16 protein-coding genes are annotated in these 18,038 nt (G+C 55.3%); 7 read left to right on the top strand and 9 right to left on the bottom strand.

The features are described 5' to 3' along the window. Positions 1-341: 341 nt before the first annotated feature. The 3 genes from mutH to VGM55_RS15260 all read left to right on the top strand — a co-directional run bounded on the left by mutH (position 342) and on the right by VGM55_RS15260 (position 2,589). On the top strand, positions 342-1,028 hold the full coding sequence (gene mutH / locus VGM55_RS15270; protein ID WP_154188227.1) for a DNA mismatch repair endonuclease MutH: 687 nt from the start codon (positions 342-344) through the stop codon (positions 1,026-1,028). A 155-nt stretch (positions 1,029-1,183) separates the two neighbouring features. Beyond that, complete coding sequence (locus VGM55_RS15265) at positions 1,184-1,402, top strand: YgdI/YgdR family lipoprotein (protein WP_008458470.1); 219 nt, start codon at positions 1,184-1,186, stop codon at positions 1,400-1,402. A gap of 143 nt (positions 1,403-1,545) precedes the next feature. Then, the gene (locus VGM55_RS15260; protein ID WP_154188226.1) at positions 1,546-2,589 is read left to right on the top strand and encodes an NADP(H)-dependent aldo-keto reductase; all 1,044 of its coding nucleotides are present in this window, start codon (positions 1,546-1,548) and stop codon (positions 2,587-2,589) included. A 37-nt stretch (positions 2,590-2,626) separates the two neighbouring features. On the opposite strand, the gene lplT is transcribed toward VGM55_RS15260, so the two are convergent. After that, positions 2,627-3,826: a lysophospholipid transporter LplT gene (lplT, locus tag VGM55_RS15255; RefSeq protein ID WP_331635936.1), complete on the bottom strand. Its 1,200-nt coding sequence runs from the start codon at positions 3,824-3,826 to the stop codon at positions 2,627-2,629. Then, entirely contained in the window at positions 3,819-5,978 is a 2,160-nt protein-coding gene (aas, locus tag VGM55_RS15250) for a bifunctional acyl-ACP--phospholipid O-acyltransferase/long-chain-fatty-acid--ACP ligase (RefSeq protein WP_331635935.1), read from the bottom strand. Before aas ends, lplT begins: the two co-directional genes overlap by 8 nt. A gap of 660 nt (positions 5,979-6,638) precedes the next feature. Between aas and galR the strand changes: the two genes are divergently transcribed. Continuing rightward, on the top strand, positions 6,639-7,649 hold the full coding sequence (galR, locus tag VGM55_RS15245) for an HTH-type transcriptional regulator GalR (RefSeq protein ID WP_331635934.1): 1,011 nt from the start codon (positions 6,639-6,641) through the stop codon (positions 7,647-7,649). Here the strand turns inward: galR and VGM55_RS15240 are convergent. Next, positions 7,646-8,095: a GNAT family N-acetyltransferase gene (locus VGM55_RS15240; protein WP_331635985.1), complete on the bottom strand. Its 450-nt coding sequence runs from the start codon at positions 8,093-8,095 to the stop codon at positions 7,646-7,648. The genes galR and VGM55_RS15240 overlap by 4 nt on opposite strands. Positions 8,096-8,245: 150 nt before the next feature. Here VGM55_RS15240 and VGM55_RS15235 point away from each other — a divergent pair, with 150 nt between their 5' ends. Beyond that, a complete protein-coding gene (locus tag VGM55_RS15235; RefSeq protein WP_154188222.1) occupies positions 8,246-9,277 on the top strand; it encodes a LacI family DNA-binding transcriptional regulator in 1,032 nt (343 codons plus the stop codon). On the opposite strand, the gene lysA is transcribed toward VGM55_RS15235, so the two are convergent. Then, a complete protein-coding gene (gene lysA / locus VGM55_RS15230) occupies positions 9,269-10,531 on the bottom strand; it encodes a diaminopimelate decarboxylase (RefSeq protein WP_154188221.1) in 1,263 nt (420 codons plus the stop codon). The genes VGM55_RS15235 and lysA overlap by 9 nt on opposite strands. A gap of 247 nt (positions 10,532-10,778) precedes the next feature. Between lysA and VGM55_RS15225 the strand changes: the two genes are divergently transcribed. After that, positions 10,779-11,702, top strand: a complete 924-nt coding sequence (locus tag VGM55_RS15225) for a LysR family transcriptional regulator (RefSeq protein ID WP_331635933.1) — start codon at positions 10,779-10,781, stop codon at positions 11,700-11,702. Position 11,703: 1 nt separating this feature from the next. On the opposite strand, the gene VGM55_RS15220 is transcribed toward VGM55_RS15225, so the two are convergent. The 4 genes from VGM55_RS15220 to VGM55_RS15205 all read right to left on the bottom strand — a co-directional run bounded on the left by VGM55_RS15220 (position 11,704) and on the right by VGM55_RS15205 (position 16,669). Beyond that, the gene (locus VGM55_RS15220) at positions 11,704-12,870 is read right to left on the bottom strand and encodes an MFS transporter (protein WP_331635932.1); all 1,167 of its coding nucleotides are present in this window, start codon (positions 12,868-12,870) and stop codon (positions 11,704-11,706) included. A gap of 203 nt (positions 12,871-13,073) precedes the next feature. After that, positions 13,074-13,772 (bottom strand): aspartate/glutamate racemase, encoded by a 699-nt coding sequence (locus VGM55_RS15215; protein ID WP_154188327.1) that lies wholly within the window; start codon positions 13,770-13,772, stop codon positions 13,074-13,076. 95 nt (positions 13,773-13,867) lie between these two features. Further along, the gene (gene wzz(fepE) / locus VGM55_RS15210; RefSeq protein ID WP_331635931.1) at positions 13,868-14,989 is read right to left on the bottom strand and encodes an LPS O-antigen length regulator Wzz(fepE); all 1,122 of its coding nucleotides are present in this window, start codon (positions 14,987-14,989) and stop codon (positions 13,868-13,870) included. Between the two features lie 549 nt (positions 14,990-15,538). After that, the gene (locus VGM55_RS15205; protein WP_154188217.1) at positions 15,539-16,669 is read right to left on the bottom strand and encodes an MFS transporter; all 1,131 of its coding nucleotides are present in this window, start codon (positions 16,667-16,669) and stop codon (positions 15,539-15,541) included. 90 nt (positions 16,670-16,759) lie between these two features. Between VGM55_RS15205 and VGM55_RS15200 the strand changes: the two genes are divergently transcribed. Then, positions 16,760-17,533 carry an AraC family transcriptional regulator gene (locus VGM55_RS15200; protein WP_154188216.1) on the top strand — a complete coding sequence of 258 codons (774 nt, stop codon included), beginning with the start codon at positions 16,760-16,762 and terminating at the stop codon, positions 17,531-17,533. Here VGM55_RS15200 and VGM55_RS15195 read toward each other — a convergent pair. Further along, positions 17,530-18,033 (bottom strand): chemotaxis protein CheW, encoded by a 504-nt coding sequence (locus VGM55_RS15195; protein WP_154188215.1) that lies wholly within the window; start codon positions 18,031-18,033, stop codon positions 17,530-17,532. The two genes, VGM55_RS15200 and VGM55_RS15195, sit on opposite strands and share 4 nt — an antisense overlap. Positions 18,034-18,038 lie beyond the last annotated feature (5 nt).

Below are 18,038 nucleotides of genomic sequence, written 5' to 3'. Positions count from 1 at the left end.
AAGATCGAGCAATGTCGTTTTTATCCACAGATTGTGCAAACAAGTTAGTCACAAATCGGTGATAATTTGTATTTTACCGCCCCGTCAAGGCTGTAAATGGAACCAGTAGTCGAGCTATTTCCCAGTTATCCCACTTTTCTGTGGATAACTGGGTGTAAGATCCTGTTCATTGTCAGTGACCAGATTTGGAAAAGCGTTTTTAACGCCGCACTCGCTGGACGAAAGCCTAAAAAAACTCATTATAAATCATAATATTGTTAATCTTATACTCAGAGGGCTAAACTAACCTTTCGCTGTGAACAAATGGCGTTCATTTTTTAACCAAAAAACATCAACGAGTTATGCAACCAATACGTCCGTTAAGCACGCCCCCGAAATGTGAAGCCGACCTGCTTCGGCAGGCCAGATTAGTCGCAGGTTATACCCTGGGCGAGCTTGCGGCTTACGCCGGGCTAAAGGCACCGGCAGACTTAAAGCGAGATAAAGGCTGGATTGGTATTTTGCTGGAACAGTGGCTTGGCGCCAGCGCAGGCAGCAAACCCGAACAGGACTTTGCCGCCCTCGGCATCGAGCTGAAAACGATCCCGGTAGATAACCTTGGCCGGCCGCTGGAAACCACTTTTGTTTGCGTAGCCCCCCTGACCGGCAATAGCGGCGTGGTATGGGAAACCAGCCACGTGCGGCATAAACTCAAACGTGTACTGTGGATCCCGGTTGAAGGCGAAAGACAAATCCCATTAGCCGAGCGGCACGTGGGCTCGCCACTGCTTTGGAGCCCCTCAAAGGAAGAGGAGCAACAGTTGCGTCTGGACTGGGAAGAGCTGATGGATTTGATTGTTCTGGGCCAGGTTGAGCGTATTACCGCCCGCCACGGAGAGGTTCTTCAACTGCGGCCAAAAGCAGCGAACAGCCGGGCGCTAACGGAAGCCATCGGTGCTGACGGCTCCCCCATTCTTACTCTACCGCGTGGTTTCTATCTGAAGAAGAATTTCACCGCCGCGCTGCTGGCACGGCATTTCACGCTCTAACAATGGCGGGGGAAGCGAATCCAGGGTTATGTCAGCGTGGCCCGGATAATGTTACATTTCCCCTACGCCATTAAGAATTTGCCGCTTTATTTCCCCTATTCATCAGGTTATTACTAAACTTATTAACTGAATCCTTCCTGACGAGGAAAATAATGATGACTAAATGGGCAGTAGCAATTTCCGCCATTGGCCTTGCCTTCGCCGTTTCCGGCTGCAGCAGTGACTATGTGATGGCGACAAAAGATGGGCGAATGATTTTGACCGAAGGCAAACCTAAGGTTGATGAAGATACCGGTCTGGTAAGCTATCGCGATCAGCAAGGCAATGAAATGCAGATCAACCGTAACGACGTTTCCCAGATTATCGAGCGCTAGTCTCGCAGGGTCAGCCCGTCGGCTGGCCTGACGACTTTTCTTGCCTCCCCTCTTTCGCTTTGCCTCCTCCTCTGCCATGTTTATAGACCTTTTTGTCGGGTAGCGATACCTGACGTGGTCAAAAGAACAACAGGAAGCCGGCTATGCACTATCACCGTATCCCACACAGTTCACTTGAAGTCAGCACGCTGGGGCTGGGAACCATGACATTTGGTGAACAAAACAGCGAGGCCGATGCCCACCAGCAGCTCGACTACGCCGTGAGTCAGGGCGTCAATCTAATTGATGTCGCGGAAATGTACCCGGTGCCGCCGCGCCCGGAGACCCAGGGCCTAACGGAAAGCTATGTCGGAAGCTGGCTGAAAGCACGCGGTAACCGTGAGAAGTTGATCATCGCGTCTAAAGTTAGCGGCCCGGCCCGTAATAACGACGCGGGCATTCGCCCTAACCAGATCCTCGACCGCAAAAACATTCGTGAAGCGCTGGACGCCAGCCTCAAGCGTCTGCAAACCGATTACCTCGATCTCTACCAAGTGCACTGGCCGCAGCGCCAGACCAACACCTTCGGTAAACTCGGCTATACCTGGAGCGACACCACGTCACTGCCGGTAACGCTGCTGGAAACGCTTGAAGCCCTGACGGAATGTCAGAAAGCCGGGAAGATCCGCTATATTGGCGTCTCAAACGAAACCGCCTGGGGCGTGATGCGCTATCTCCAGCTTGCTGAGAGACACGATCTGCCGCGCATCGTCACGATTCAAAACCCGTACAGTCTGTTAAACCGTAGCTTTGAGGTTGGCCTGTCTGAAATAAGCCAGCACGAGGGCGTGGAGCTGCTCGCGTATTCTTGCCTCGCCTTTGGCGTACTGTCGGGCAAATACCTGAACGGGGCAAAACCGGCTGGCGCCCGCAACACGCTCTTTAGCCGTTTTACCCGCTACAGCAGCGAACAGTCCCAGAAAGCCGTTGCGGCATACGTCGAGATAGCCAAACGCCATAATCTGGATCCGGCGCAGATGGCGCTGGCCTTCGTTCGCCGTCAGCCGTTTGTCGCCAGCACGCTGCTCGGCGCAACCACGCTGGAACAGCTGAAAACCAACCTTGAAAGCCTGCATCTGACGCTAAGCGAAGAGGTGATTGAGGAAATTGAAGCGGCGCACCGTATTTATACCTACCCTGCACCGTAAAGAAATATGGCCCCAGGCTAAGCCGGGGGCCATTTTTTTAACTTTTTTGTCTAACCTGCCACAGCCACAGCGCGCTAATCGCCAGCGCGAAAACGACGCCAAATCCGATCCCTACGCCGACTATCGGCGCGCCAATTTTGACCGCCAGTGAGAACAAGCCAAGCATCAGTAACATGGCGGTGTTCTCCCCAAGATTCTGCACCGCAATAGCATTTCCCGCGCCGACAGTGTGCTTCCCGCGCTCCTGAAGCAGCGCATTAAGCGGCACCACGAAGAAACCGCCCAGAATACCAATTATCATCAATAGGGCATAAGAAGGCAGCAGGGCATGCTGGCAGGCAAAGATAGCCACTCCAACGCCAATCAATATCCCGGCGGGCATGCAGCGGGCGACCGTTTCCAGCGTCACCAGTTTGGCGGCAGCACCCGCACCAATCACAATCCCGACGGCAACCATTGCATTCAGATAAGTCGGCGTCGCGTTATCCGTGATCCCTAAAGCAACCGGTACCCACAGCACCAGCAGGAAACGCAGCGTAACACCCGCGCCCCAGAACAGGCTGGTGCCAACCAGCGAGAATCGCGTTTCTCCGCTGCGCCATAGACTGCGGCAGGCGGAAAAGAAGCTGTGCGTCATCGGCTTAAAGCGCCATGACTGCCCGGGACGCGCGGCGGCAAGTTTAGGGATAAAGACGTTGGCTATCACCGCCCCGCCATAAACCAGCGCACAGACCACTAGCGCCGCCGTCAGGTTCCAGTCTGCCAGCACGCCACCTGCCACCGACCCAAGCAGGATCGCGGCAATGGTAGAAGACTCCATCAGGCCGTTGGCTTTCACCAGCCTGTCCCCGGTAGTGAGCTCGCCGAGAATGCCGTATTTCGCCGGGGAATAGGCCGCGGCACCGATGCCCACCAGCGTGTAGCCGACAAAGGGATTCAGCCCCACCGCAATCACCGCCGCGCCAACAAGCTTTATACTGTTCGCCAGCATCATCACTCGTCCTTTGGCGAAGCTATCGGCCACCTGCCCCACAAAAGGTGCAAACAGAATGTAAGCCCCGACAAACACCATCTGCAGCACCGGCTGGCTCCAGTCCGGATAGAACTGCTGCTTGAGCACCGCAAGCGTGGCAAACAGCAGCGCATTGTCGCCAAAGGCCGATAAAAACTGCGCCGCGGTCACCGCCATCATGCCCCGGGACCACAAAGAACCGCTATTGCCAGCCTGTTCAGCCATGGGCCTTCTCCGCTTCATCAACCTGTGCTTTCAGGGTGACAAAATCTGGTTTTCCGCTGCCCAGCACCGGCAGCTGTTTGAGGAAGCGAATATCGCGCGGCACCGCCAGCTCGGGCACGCCGTGCTCACGCGCATAGCGCAGAAGTTTTTCGCGGTTAAGCTCGCTGTCGGTCGTAAACAATACTAAAGCTTCACCTTTAGCGGCGTCGTGCTTAACCACCGTGGCATGCAGTTTGTCAGGAGAAATACCCACTGCCACCTGTTCCACCATCTCAAGCGACACCATCTCCCCGGCGATTTTGGCAAAGCGCTTCGCACGCCCCTGAATCACGCAGTAGCCCTGCTCATCAAAGGTCACGATATCGCCGGTGTCGTACCAGCCAGGCTCCATTTCGCCGAGACTGTTCTCGGCTTCTGGCCGCTCCAGCACGCCTGGATTTTCAACGCGCAGATAGCCGTTCATGATGTTTGGCCCTTTGAGCTGCAGCCTTCCGCCCTGCTCAATGCCGGACACCGCCAGCAGGCGAGCGTCCATCGCCGGGAGAATACGCCCCACCGTCCCCGGCTTCGCCGCCATCGGCACGTTAATAGAAACCACCGGCGCGCATTCGGTCACGCCGTAGCCTTCCAGAACGCGCAGGCCAAACTTGTCCTGCCACAGCTGTTTGGTGCTTTCCTGCAGTTTTTCTGCTCCGGCGACCACATAGCGCAGGCGGAAGAAATCATAAGGATTAGCAAAGCGCGCATAGTTACCGAGGAACGTCGAGGTGCCAAACACGACCGTACAGTTACGGTCATAGATAAGTTCAGGCACCACGCGATAGTGCAGCGGGCTTGGATAGAGGAACACTTCCGCGCCGGTCAGCAACGGCGTGAACAGCCCCACCGTTAGCCCAAAAGAGTGGAACAGCGGCAGCGCGGACATAAAGCGATCGTCGGCGGTAAAGTCAGCGATGGTGCGAATCTGCTCGACGTTGGCCAGCAGGCTCTTATGGCTGTGCACCACGCCTTTCGGGTTGCCCTCCGAGCCGGAGGTAAACAGCACCATCGCCGCGTCTTCGGGCTGCTGTTTCACCTGCGCCAGATGCGGCGCAAGCAGATGGGCAAAGATCCAAACTTTGTCCTTCGTGGTGACCGTAGATTTCAAATCTTCCAGATATACCCAACGTACCTGCGTCAACTGCTCCGGCAGGTGCCACAGTTTGCCCTTATCCAGAAACTGGCGAGAGGTAAAGACAGTCTTGATTTGCGCCGCGGTAATGGCGCTGGTCAGCCCTTTTACGCCTGCCGTGTAGTTCATCATTGCCGGAATTCGGCCGCGCGACGAGGCGCCAAAAATTACCGCCGCGCTGATAGCCGCATTCGGCAGCATCAAACCAATGGTTTCGCCCTGTTCGCTGTATTTATCAAGGATTCGACCTACAAAGAGAGTTTTTGTCAGCAAAGAGCGGTAGGTGTCTGGCTTGAAGTTGATGTCTTCAATACAGTTTTTACGCGAGCCATAGCGGTCTTTCGCCGCCAGCAGCGCTTCGAAAAGCGTCTCGCGCGGGCGCACCGCCATCCGCGCTTCCATCATTATCTGGTGCAGCATTTCGCCGGCCATTTTGCGGCGATCTCGCGCCCGCGGTGCATCCGGCATAGGAATAGACGTTGGCGGTAACAGGCGCAGGCTAATGCGCGGGAACGGGCGCCGTTTCACCAGCCCCTTCAGGCGGCTAAAGAAAGTCAGCTCCGCGCCATCGATACGCAGCGGAACAACCGTTGCATTCGCTTTCGCCGCAACAAACCCGGCTCCGTCGTAGATTTTCATCAGTGAACCGGTCACGCTGATGCGCCCTTCCGGGAAAATCACCACCGGGCGGCCTTGCTCCACCAGGCGAACCAGGTGCTTAATCGACATCGGTTTTGTCGGATCGAGCGGGACAAAATCGATCAGCGGCCTCAGCCAGCGCATATACCACTGCTGGCTAATGGACGAGTAGACAGCGAATACAGGGCGAACAGGCAAGAACAGCGCGACCAGGATGCCATCAAGAAATGACACATGGTTCGGAACGATAAGTACCCGCTGTAAATTAAGAACCTGCGGATCGCCGGAAAGGGTTACCCGGAACAGAATGCGGAATAGCGCGCGGAAAAAAGCAAAATGCATAGCGACTCTCTTTGTCGTCTGTCGGCAAGCGTTAAGTGTAGAGTCGAAGAGTACACCAGTTGCGTTAAGTGAGGGAGGGGCTAAAAAAATGGCAAAAAAAAACCTGCGCATCTGCGCAGGTTGGTGCAAAAGAATTGTACTCAGCAGAGTACCAGGAATTCTCACCAATCAATACCTCTGGGATCTGAATTGTCTCGCGCCGCTCGCGGTGAAACCAGCGGCAAAAAGCAAGGGAATGAGCCCAAGTGCAACCAGGTGTTTAAATTCTCGATTCTTGTTACAGCCGGCGGGATTCAGGCAAAAAAAAACCTGCGCATCCGCGCAGGTTGGTGTAATTCATAGGATCAGCAAATAATCGCTGACTTCACCTATCAATACCTCTGGGACCACAAATGTAGCAGCGGCGTCTTCGATTCCGCTATGCCGAAATCGCAACAGCCGACTGCAAAATGTAAGCAAAGATTTGGGCAGAAACGTTTAAAAATCCGCAACATGCCAGGAAGAACCGGTTGCGGACCCCGGTGGTGTAACAGTTACATGCCTTCGCATTGATTTTGCTCCAGTTTGCGATACACACGTCAGTTGTTGCCTTGCAGTCATAAGGGTTTTCCGTAACACTAAACGCTGTGTAAACGATTACCCCTAACAGAAAGGTATTTCATGGCGACTATTAAGGATGTGGCTCGGCTTGCTGGTGTATCTGTCGCCACGGTATCCCGCGTAATTAATCACTCCCCGAAAGCCAGCGATGCATCGAAGCTGGCGGTGAACAGCGCCATGGAAGCGCTAAACTATCACCCTAATGCCAACGCGCGTGCGCTCGCCCAACAAGCCACTGAAACCATTGGCCTGATCGTGGGTGACGTTTCCGACCCTTTCTTTGGCGCGATGGTCAAAGCCGTTGAACAGGTGGCCTACCGCACCGGCAACTTCCTGCTGATCGGCAACGGCTACCACAGCGAACAAAAAGAGCGTCAGGCCATCGAACAGCTTATTCGCCACCGCAGCGCGGCGTTGGTCGTTCACGCCAAAAAACTCCCTGATGAGGAGCTCATTTCGCTGATGAAACAAATCCCCGGCATGGTGCTCATCAACCGCATTGTTCCAGGGTTTGAGCAGCGCTGCGTTGCGCTGGACGACCGCTACGGCGCCTGGCTTGCCACCCGTCATTTGATTCAGCAGGGCCATACCCGAATCGGCTACATTTGTTCGAACCATCAGATATCCGATGCGGAAGACCGCCTGCAGGGCTATTACGATGCGCTGCGCGAACACAACATTCCGCTTAACGAGCGTCTGGTCACCTTTGGTGAACCCGATGAAAGCGGTGGTGAACAGGCATTGACCGAGCTGCTGGGGCGCGGCAAAAACTTTACTGCCGTTGCCTGCTACAACGACTCGATGGCCGCCGGCGCAATGGGCGTGCTGAACGATAACGGTATCGATGTACCGGGTGAAATATCGCTGATTGGCTTTGATGACGTGCTGATTTCGCGCTATGTGCGCCCGAAGCTGACCACGGTACGCTACCCGATTGTCACCATGGCAACGCAGGCCGCCGAACTGGCGCTGGCGCTGGCTGAAAACCTGCCCCTGCCGGACATTACCCACATGTTCAGCCCAACGCTGGTGCGCCGCCACTCGGTGGTGTCTCCGGGCGAAAGCAGCTAAAGCATGAACCGGTAAAGATGAACGGGCTGTGCCGGATAGTCCAGCCCATCGCCGATATACTGCCAGCCAAATCGTTCATAATAAGCTTTACAGGTTGAATACAGGAATAAAGACTCAAAACCAAGGCCACGGGCGTAATCCACAACGTGCCGCTGGAGCCGCTCTCCCAGCCCTTTCCCGCGCTGGCCTTCATCAATATAGAGCGCCGCAAGCCAAGGCCAAAGATCCTGGCGGCTAATCAGGTCACAACGCCACAGGCCGACGGTGCCGAGCGGTTTCTCGTCCTCCAGCGCAATGAAGGTTAGAGGCATTTCACCTTCCCGCTGGCTGTTTGCGACAATAGCCGCAAAAAAGTCTCTACTTTCCGCACTACCAAATGCCTGCCACAGCCAATCCGTCACCTGTTCAGCGTGCTGAGATGCCTGGTATAACGGAACAATTTTCACCACGATATACTCCTAAAAATCCTCACCACATTCTGAAAGCGTGATCTGGTACGCCAATTTGCATGGCGAAACGGCAAGGCCGCTTGCGCGCCAAACACCTGTGATAAACTGCTGGGAAATCGCGACAGCGTCCAGATCGGGAAGGAAACAATGGTAACAATGTTAGATGTCTCGTTACGCGCAGGGGTTTCCAAAGCGACGGTATCTCGCGTGTTAAACGGCACCGGACAGGTTAAAGCAAGCACCCGTGAACAGGTGTTTAAGGCCATGGAAGAGCTGGGCTATAAGCCTAACTTTCTGGCACGATCGCTTGCCAACCGCAGCAGTAACAGTATCGGGCTGGTTGTCTCCACCTTCGATGGCTTTTACTTTGGGCGTCTCCTGCAGCAGGCTTCACGCCGCACAGAGTTCTACGGCAAGCAGCTAATTGTGACCGACGGCCACGATACGCCGGAAAAAGAGCTGGACGCCGTGCAGATGCTGGCGGACAGGCATTGCGACGCCATCGTTCTTTATACCCGCTTTATGAGCGAGCGGGCGCTAATGTCGCTGATGAACACCATCCAGGTGCCGCTGGTGGTGATTAACCGGGATGTTCCCCTGGCGCGTGAGCGCTGTGTCTTCTTTGAGCAGCAGGATGCCGCCTTCCAGGCAACCGAATATCTGATTCAGCAGGGGCACAGAGAGATAGCCTGCATTACCGTGCCTATCTCCACGCCTACCGGCAAGGCACGCCTGATGGGCTACCGAAAAGCGCTGCAAAAACATGGGATTGCGTGGGATGAAAACCGGGTGAAGTACGGCGATTCCAGCATGACCGAAGGGCACCATCTGTGCCAGGAGCTGCTTACCAGCGGCGTGACATTCAGCGCCCTGTTCTCCTGTAACGACGACATGGCGCTGGGTGCATCCAAGGCGCTGCACCAGGCCGGTATTCGCATTCCGCAGGATATTTCGCTGTTTGGCTTTGATGATGCGCCAAGCGCACAGTGGCTGGAGCCCGCGTTATCATCCGTCTATCTGCCCATCGACAACATGATTATTACCGCTATCGATCAGGCCATTAAGCTCGCCAGCGGCGAGCCGTTAGAGCCGATCCCGCCGTTTGTGGGTACCCTGGTGCTGAGGGATTCCGTCGCTCCCGGCCCCTGGTTTGAGGCCGGAAGAAAGGTATCAAAGTAGCTCGAGCGCCAGCAGCTCCTGAATCGTCTGGCGGCGGCGAATCAGACGTGCGCTGCCGTTGTCAAACAGCACTTCCGGCAGCAGCGGGCGGCTATTGTAGTTTGACGACATCGAAGCCCCATAAGCGCCGGTATCATGCAGCACCAGGTAGTCGCCCGGTTTAACCGGCGGCAGCAGCCGGGTTTCAACCTTGCCACCTTCCTGCTGGGTAAACACGTCCCCGGACTCGCAAAGCGGCCCGGCTACCACGGTTTCCACCGGCGGCAGCGATACAAGGTCGCGGCCATCTCCTGCCAGCGCGGAAATGTGATGGTAGCTGCCGTACATGGAAGGACGCATAAGATCGTTAAAACCGGCATCGATCAGCACAAAGTGACGGGATCCCATATCTTTCACCGCGCGCACCTGCGAAACCAGCACGCCGGCTTCAGCCACCAGGAAACGCCCTGGCTCTATCTCCAGCTTCACCGGGTGCCCGAGATGAGCAGCGATCTTTTCACGTGCAGCATTCCACAGCCCGTAGTAATGACCGGTGTCGATGGTTTCTTCACCTTCGCGATATGGGATAGACAACCCACCGCCGGCCGAAATAGCCTCAAGATCCTGACCGAAATCAACAACCTGCTGCACCATCGCGCCACATACCTGCTCAAGATGACCATAATCCACGCCTGAGCCAATATGCATATGAATACCCACCAGGTGGATGCCGTAACGCTGCATTGCTTCCAGCGCTTTTGGCATATCGCTCAGCCAGATACCGTGCTTGCTGTTTTCACCGCCGGTGTTGGTTTTCTGGCTGTGCCCGTGGCCGAAGCCCGGGTTAATGCGCAGCCAAACGCGGTGCCCCGGCGACACTTCACCGAGCTGATGAAGCATATCCACAGACCCGATGTTGACCGGAATTTTCTGCTCGGCCACCAGCGCCAGCGTGGCGTTATCAATCACGTCGGCGGTAAAGACGATATCGTCCGGATTTTCCAGCGGCTTATAGCCCGCCGCCAGCGCACGCTCGATTTCTCCCTGCGACACCGAATCCACTTTCACGCCCTGCTCACGCATCAGCGTTAAGATATGAATATTCGAGCACGCCTTCTGGGCGAAGCGGATCACATCAAACTGACGCAGCTGAGCAATCTGCTGGCGAATAATTTCAGCGTCATAGACCCATACCGGGCAGCCGAATTCGGCAGGCAGGGTCAGCAGGTTTTGCGCATTCAGCGCGGTGGTGGTCTCGTGCAGCGAGCGTGGCATAGTGAACTCCGGGCAACTTTCATTTTCCCTATTACGCCACAGAGACTAAGGGATAAAAAATATCGTTTTCTCGCGAGTCTATTCAAATATGATATGGTTTAGGCATTATCCCCTCACCCTAACCCTCTCCCCAGAGGGGAGAGGGGACAGTTCATACCCCCTCCTCCTCAACAGGGCTGGTTTCCCCCTCGCCCTTCCAGTGAGAGGGCCGGGGTGAGGGTTAAAACAATGCCAGCGGACAAAAACCATGCCAGCCATCAACCTGCGCCATATCGAAATTTTTCACGCCGTGATGACGGCTGGCAACCTCACTGAGGCCGCCGGGCTGCTGCACACCTCTCAGCCCACGGTCAGCCGGGAGCTGGCCCGTTTTGAAAAACTCATCGGCCTGCAGCTCTTCGAGCGCAGCCGCGGTCGGCTTTACCCCACGGTTCAGGGACTGCGTCTGTTTGAAGAGGTTCAGCGCTCATGGTACGGACTGGATCGCATTATTAATGCGGCAGAAAGTCTGCGCGAATTCCGCCAGGGAGAACTGTCCATCGCCTGCCTGCCGGTGTTTTCACAATCGTTTTTACCGCGCCTGATGCAGCCTTTTCTTGCCCGTTACCCGGATCTCAGCCTGAACATCGTGCCGCAGGAGTCACCGCTGCTGGAAGAGTGGCTCTCCGCCCAGCGCCACGACCTGGGACTAACGGAAAACGTGACCACGCCCGCCGGTACCGAACGTCAGACGCTGTTAACCCTGAATGAAGTGTGCGTGCTGCCCGCCGGACACCCGTTAGCCGAAAAGGCAGAGCTGACGCCGAAGGATTTTGCCGGAGAGAATTACATCAGCCTGTCGCGCACCGACAGCTATCGCCAGCTGCTGGACTCGCTGTTTCAGGAACACGATGTGAAGCGAAGAATGGTCGTTGAAACCCACAGCGCCGCCTCCGTCTGTGCGATGATTCAGGCGGGTGTCGGCGTGTCGATCGTTAACCCACTGACCGCGCTGGATTATCACGAGCGGGGCGTCGTGGTGCGCAGATTCAGCGTGGCGGTGCCTTTTACCGTAAGCTTGATCAGGCCTCTGCACCGCCCGGCTTCTGCGCTGGTCAGCGCGTTCAGCGACCACCTACAGCGCAGTATGCATCTGTATAGCGATCCACTGAGCGCGCTACTCAACCGCTAGCTTACTGCTCCGTCAACGGCTGCTGGTGACCGGAACCGCTGCTGAAGTTAATCAGGCAGATAATCAACCCGATAACCGCCAGGCCGGCGGCGGCCACCGGCACCGCCGTCAGGCCGTAACCACGTTCAATCACCGTGCCGCCAACCCAGGCGCCCAGCGCATTGCCCACGTTAAAGGCGGCGATATTGAGCGTGGAAACCAGGTTCGGCGCCTCTTTACCGTGCAGCACCACGTTGATTTGCAGCGCAGGCACGGTGGCGAACGCCGCCATCGCCCACAGGAACAGAGTGATTTCCGCGAGCCATGCTCCGTGGCTGGTCCAGCGGAACAGCAGCGAGAAGACGGCAATCAGGCTAAAACTAAGAATCAGGCTGAACGACACGCGCCAGTCCGCCAGCCGCCCGCCCAGGATATTACCCACCGTCAGCCCCGCGCCAATCAGGAACAGCGTCCAGCTCACGCCCCTCGGCGTGATCCCGGTGACCTGCAGCAGCATCGGCGCCACATAGCTGAACAGCGCAAACATCGCGGCGGAGAAGAACACCGTCATACTAAGGGATAGCCAAAGCTTGCCATGCACCAGCGCCTTGATTTCGCTTTTCAGGTCGGTGGCCTCTTCATCCTTCTGCGACGGCAGGCTGACTACCAGCGCGAGGAACGCAATAACCCCAATAACGGCCACGCCCCAGAAAGTCGCGCGCCAGCCATAAAGCTGCCCAAACCAGGTACCAATAGGCACGCCCAGCACATTAGCCAGGGTTAAGCCGGTGAACATCAGCGCCACCGCCGATGCTTTACGTCCGGCGGGTACGAGGCTTGCCGCCACTACCGCACCAATCCCGAAGAACGCACCGTGGCACAGCGCCGTAATAACGCGCGCGAGCATCAGGAAATGGTAGCTAAGCGCAAGGGCACATAGCAGGTTGCCAACGATAAAAATCACCATCAGCAGGATTAACGACAGCTTACGCGGCAAACGGGCCGTGAGCAGCGCCATAATCGGTGCACCAATGGCAACCCCCAGCGCATAGCCGCTGATGAGCCAGCCAGCGACGGGGATTGACACATTCAGGTCCCCCGCCACTTCAGGCAGCAGCCCCATAATGACGAACTCCGTCGTGCCGATGGCAAACGCACTCATCGCCAGCGCCAGTAAGGAAACAGGCATTGTATAACTCCGGTTGCAGATATGATGAAGGGCCATTGCGCGATGCAATCACCCGCAGTGTGAGGGTTTCAGAGGAGCAGCTTTTTAGAATAATGTGCGCTACATAACAAATTTATAACACATATCCGGCCGGACATGACCCGGCACGGTATGGGGACAAAGTGAGGATGTTCTTTAATTCATTGATGAAAAAAGAAAAATGATTATTCTTCACCGCACATAAAGCGAACTGCATCGGCGGCGTGAATCGCGGCGGTGTCGAACACCGGCAGCGGACAGTCCTGCTGACCAAGCAGCAGACCAATTTCGGTACAGCCGAAAATAACCCCTTCTGCGCCGAGCGCCTGTAGCGCCTGAATCACCTGCTGGTAGTAGCGCTTTGAGTCCGGGTTAATCACGCCGAGGCACAGCTCATCAAAAATAATCTGGTTAATACGCTGGCGCTGTGACTCATCGGGGATAATGGAACGGATACCGAACTGCTCCTGCAGGCGGCCACGATAAAAATCCTGCTCCATGGTGTAGCGCGTTCCCAACAGAGCGACCTGGTTTGCCCCCTGAGCTGCAATCACGCGCCCGGTCGCGTCGGCGATATGCAGAAACGGTAACGCACAGCGGGATTCAATGTGCTTCGCTACTTTATGCATGGTGTTAGTACACAGCACAATCCCTTCGGCTCCGGCCTTTTGTAACCCAAGCGCCGCGTCGGCCAGGATCTCACCGGCTTTGTCCCACTCGCCGGAGGACTGGCAGGCTTCTATCTCTTGAAAATCAACGCTGTGCAGCACGATTTTAGCCGAGTGCAGCCCGCCCAGGCGTTGCTTAATTCCTTCGTTGATTAACCGGTAGTAGGGAATGGTCGATTCCCAGCTCATGCCGCCCAGTAGCCCAATCGTTTTCATCATTATCCCCTTTTTCTGTTTCCCTCCGGTTATAACCCGTATTCTGGCAATAAAAAAGCCTCCATCAGGAGGCTTGAGTCTGCAGCATATCAGGTTTAAACAACTTCCAGTTTTCGCTTTCTGCCAGAAACGATATTACGCAGCAGTACAAAGCCGCAGGCGCCCATCAGGCCAACTAAGGCGGTCAGAACGATAATGGCAGATTTCCCCGGGCCTTCCTTTCTTAATGGCAAAGAAGGGGTCATTTGATAGCGGAAGGGCTGAAAGTCAACATCATTAACCTTAACCTGCGCCAGCTTAGTTAAATAGTACTCACGATTTTGAACGCTGGCGTTTAATTCCGACACGTCCTTAAGCGAAGACTCGATCTTCAGTTTTTCAGCGAGCCCGTCAGCGCCCAGTGCCACCGAATAATCAGGATCATCTTTAACAGCCTGACCATTGCTGTATACCGGTTTTTTAATTCCCGCAGCGTTGGCCACTTCCAGCGAGTACCCAAGACGTTGGATATTCACTTTATGCTGGTTTTCAAGATTTATCTTATCCAGCTGCAGTTTATCTTTCTCCACCGAACGCTTTAATTCAACCGCGTAGCGTAAATTCTGAACGGTGTCCTGATTGACTCGCTGAGTAATAAAGCGGATATAGCCGTCCAACACATCACGGGATTCCTCAGCATTTGGCCCGGTAAAGCTCAAAGACCATGAAGACCAGGAGGTCGCATTTGCAAGTTTTGGATCGGCATTATTCACCGCTTTGAATTTCGCGGAGGTTTCCTGAATAGCCCTGTGTAATTTTACTTTATCATCCGCATTTTCAGCACTAACCAGCTGTTTTACATAGTCAGAATTGGCCAAATATTCTTCACGCAGCGCCTGAGAATCAAAATCTTTGAGGAAATTTAGATAAACATGTTCTGCGTCAACATTCGTTGCAACATCCAGTACGGTCAGTTCAACCATTGCGCGACGAAGTTCAATCAGTTGAGACGCTTCCGGTGGAGTGACAACGGCCTGGCTTGACCACTTCTGAGGCAGCATGAAGCTAAATACCAGCCCAGCCAATGCGGCAGAGAGCGTGGAAATAATAATCGTTTTTTTTGCTGCGTATAACGTGCCCAGCAGATCGATCAAATCAATTTCCTGATTCGTTTCAGGAACCAGAGGGAAAGCACGTATACCTTCCGTGGGGGCGTTCTTTAATTCAATTGCTGACATGTTAACAAACTCATAATAGGTGCCAGGTGAAATAATTCCGTGATGGAATTAATGGATTGTACACAGAGCCAAAATAGCAACAATTTAATTACTGATATTTAATACCACACATCATCAGGCCGCGCGTGGCTTTCAAGAAACAGAACTTTTCCATCATTATTCCCAAGAATAATCCTAAAAACAACCGCTCAATATTGAGGTTTGCTTTTTTTCGAGAAATAGAAATGAGATCCAGCGCACCTTTCCTGCCGGGCGGGCCAGAGAATACGCGGGTTTAAACGATGTGCTCTCGCGGAAACGTTGAGAAAATTAAGCGAATTCTGGGTAAATGTTAATTATCATTGAGGGAAAAAGAGAGAACGCGTGATGGAGTCTCCTGAAGAGGAAAACGTGTTCACTCGTGAAGAAACCTGCGCCTCCTCACCTCAAAAACAAGCGATTTCCCCCTCAGCCTTGGGGTGTGCGTTCGGCGGGGATTGTCGTAGAGGTTTTCTCCCTCGCCACCGTGGGTAGAGGGCTGGGGGTGAGGGGCTTTCCCGGTCAATGGCGTTAACCCCGAATATAGCCCCGCCCTACGAGCATAATCCCCCCGGCGCAAGCCACCAGCGAGATCCCCAGCTGCTGGCCCCAGCCGGACAACATCAGCCCCGCACCTATCAGCAAATAATAAGCAAAGCCGAACAGCGCCCCGGCCGTTCCCCTGCAGTCGGCATATGCGCTAAGCGCAGTGCTGAGCACAACCGGGATAGCCATTGAGAATGCAACCATTACCATAAACATCGGAGCCAGGAACATGATGCTGTGCATCAGCAACCAAACGCCCACGCTTCCTGCCAGTCCCATGACGCTTGCCACGCGCAGCAGTATCCTGCCGCTCAGGCCCCGCTTCATCATGGCATGATTAAGCTGCGCCCCTGTCAGAGACCCCAGCGCCAGCACAATACCCGTCAGGCCAAAAGCGGCAGGGCCTACTTCTAAGGACTGAAACAGAAACGGCGCCTGGCTGTAGTAGCTGAAGAGGCTGATATTAAACAGCGCCACCAGCCCGGTCGCACGCCAGATTTTTAGGTCTTTCAGCATACGTTGAGCAACCGTGCTTAAAGCCTGCCGGGCGTGCTGCTGCGATCGGGTTTCTTCGAGCTGCCCCGCACTCCAGGCCAGCAGAACAAGCGCTAACCCGGTAAGCGCATAAAATACGCCGGTGTACCCCGCGGCGGAGACGATCGTCCCGCCCAGCCAGAGACCCAGCGCCGGGCTAACGGCCAGCGCGATGCCCATAAAAGAAAAAATTCTCGCCAGCTCACCGCCGCTAAAACGGTCACGTAGCACCGTCTGGGTCACCACCGAACCGGTGGCCGCGCCAAAGGCTGCCAGCATACGAGCCGCCAACAGCAGCATAAAATGCGACGTCAGCAAGGCAGCCACCGCACCTGCCGCGTAGCACAGCAGTCCAAGCAGCAGCGCCGGTTTGCGGCCTAATAGGTCGCAGATTCGCCCCCAAAACAGCACCCCCGCGGCAAAGCCAAAAAAGTACAGCGAGAGCGTCCAGCCCGCGTCCTGGGCGGTCACAGAGAAATGCCGGGCGATATCGGTCAGCGCCGGGCTATAAAGGGTTTCCACAATCTGGGGAAACATCAGTAACGCCGTCAATAGCGCCATACCGCGATGTGTATTCACCATCCGTCCTCCTGAAAAAGAGGCGCTATTGTAGGAGGGCATAAAATGCACCATTATAAATATCAGGTCATTTAATAGCGGAAATCGGACATTATGAGCTGGCTAAGCGCGGATGCGGAATTTAATCCCGATACGCTGGATAACAGCGTCATTGGCGTGCAGGCCGAACTTGGGAATCATGATTCCGGGCTGCATCTGCACCGCATGGGGCAATTGCTGTTTACCCGGGAGGGCTGCGTGAAGCTCACGCTGGATGAAGGCCGGATGCTTTCTTTACTGCCACCGGGAAAAGTCGCCTGGCTTCCGGGAGGCGTGAGCCACCGTGCTGAAATGAAAAATAGCGTCGCCTACCGCTCAATCTGGTTCGATACGGAACGTTACACCACGCTGCCTGGAGAGACGCTGGTACTCAACGTTACGCCGTTGCTCAATGAACTGCTGGAAAGCATCTCGGCAAGCCCGTGGCAAACAGACTGGGAACAGGGCGCGCCGATGCACATGGCGGCCTTGTGCGTAGCAGAACTGCAGGCCGCAAAAACAGAGCCGATGACGCTGCGCTTCCCGCAGGATAAACGGCTGCGCCACCTGACAGGCGACACGCTGCCGCCGCTACTTAACGAACTGGCCGCCGTGACCGGCGCCAGTGAGCGCACCATTGGCCGGATTTTCCGTCGGGAAACAGGCCTTTCCTACCAGCAATGGCGGCAGCAGTGGCGCTTGATGAAAGCCGTTGAAATGCTGGCAAGCCATGCAAGGATCACCGCCGTTGCAGGCGATCTTGGCTTTTCAAGCGACAGCGCCTTTATCTACTTTTACCGCAGCATGACCGGGCAAACGCCGGGCATGCTGACGGCGAAACGGACTTAGGCTTCAGCGATCTCGGGCAGGGCGTTCATCATTGCCATCTCTTCGCTGCTCAGCAGTTTTTCGATATTCATCAGGATCAACATTCGTTTTTCCAGCACGCCAATGCCCAGCAAATACTGGCTCGCAATTGAGGCTGAGACATCAGGCGTTGGTTTAATCTGATCTTCGCTCAGGGACAGCACGTCGGCCACGCCGTCGACGACGATCCCCACCACGCGATCTTTTAGATTCAGCACGATCACCACCGGGTTATCCCCCCCCGCGTGATGGCTGAAAGCAAACCGCACGCGCAGGTCGATAATCGGCACAATGACGCCGCGCAGGTTGGTCACCCCGGTGATAAAGCCCGGCGCGTTAGGGATGCGGGTCACGCGATCGCAGCCGCGAATCTCCTGAACCTTAAGAATATCAATACCGTACTCTTCCTCTCCGAGGCGGAAAATCAGGTACTCCTGGACCGCAACATCGGTACCAGGGTTTATCATCGCAGGTAAAGTCATTGTTT

The organism is Cedecea sp. (assembly GCF_036500665.1).
GTDB lineage: Bacteria > Pseudomonadota > Gammaproteobacteria > Enterobacterales > Enterobacteriaceae > Cedecea.
The sequence above is the reverse complement of the archived record's forward strand: the minus strand, read 5'-3'. Positions and strand labels throughout refer to the sequence as shown.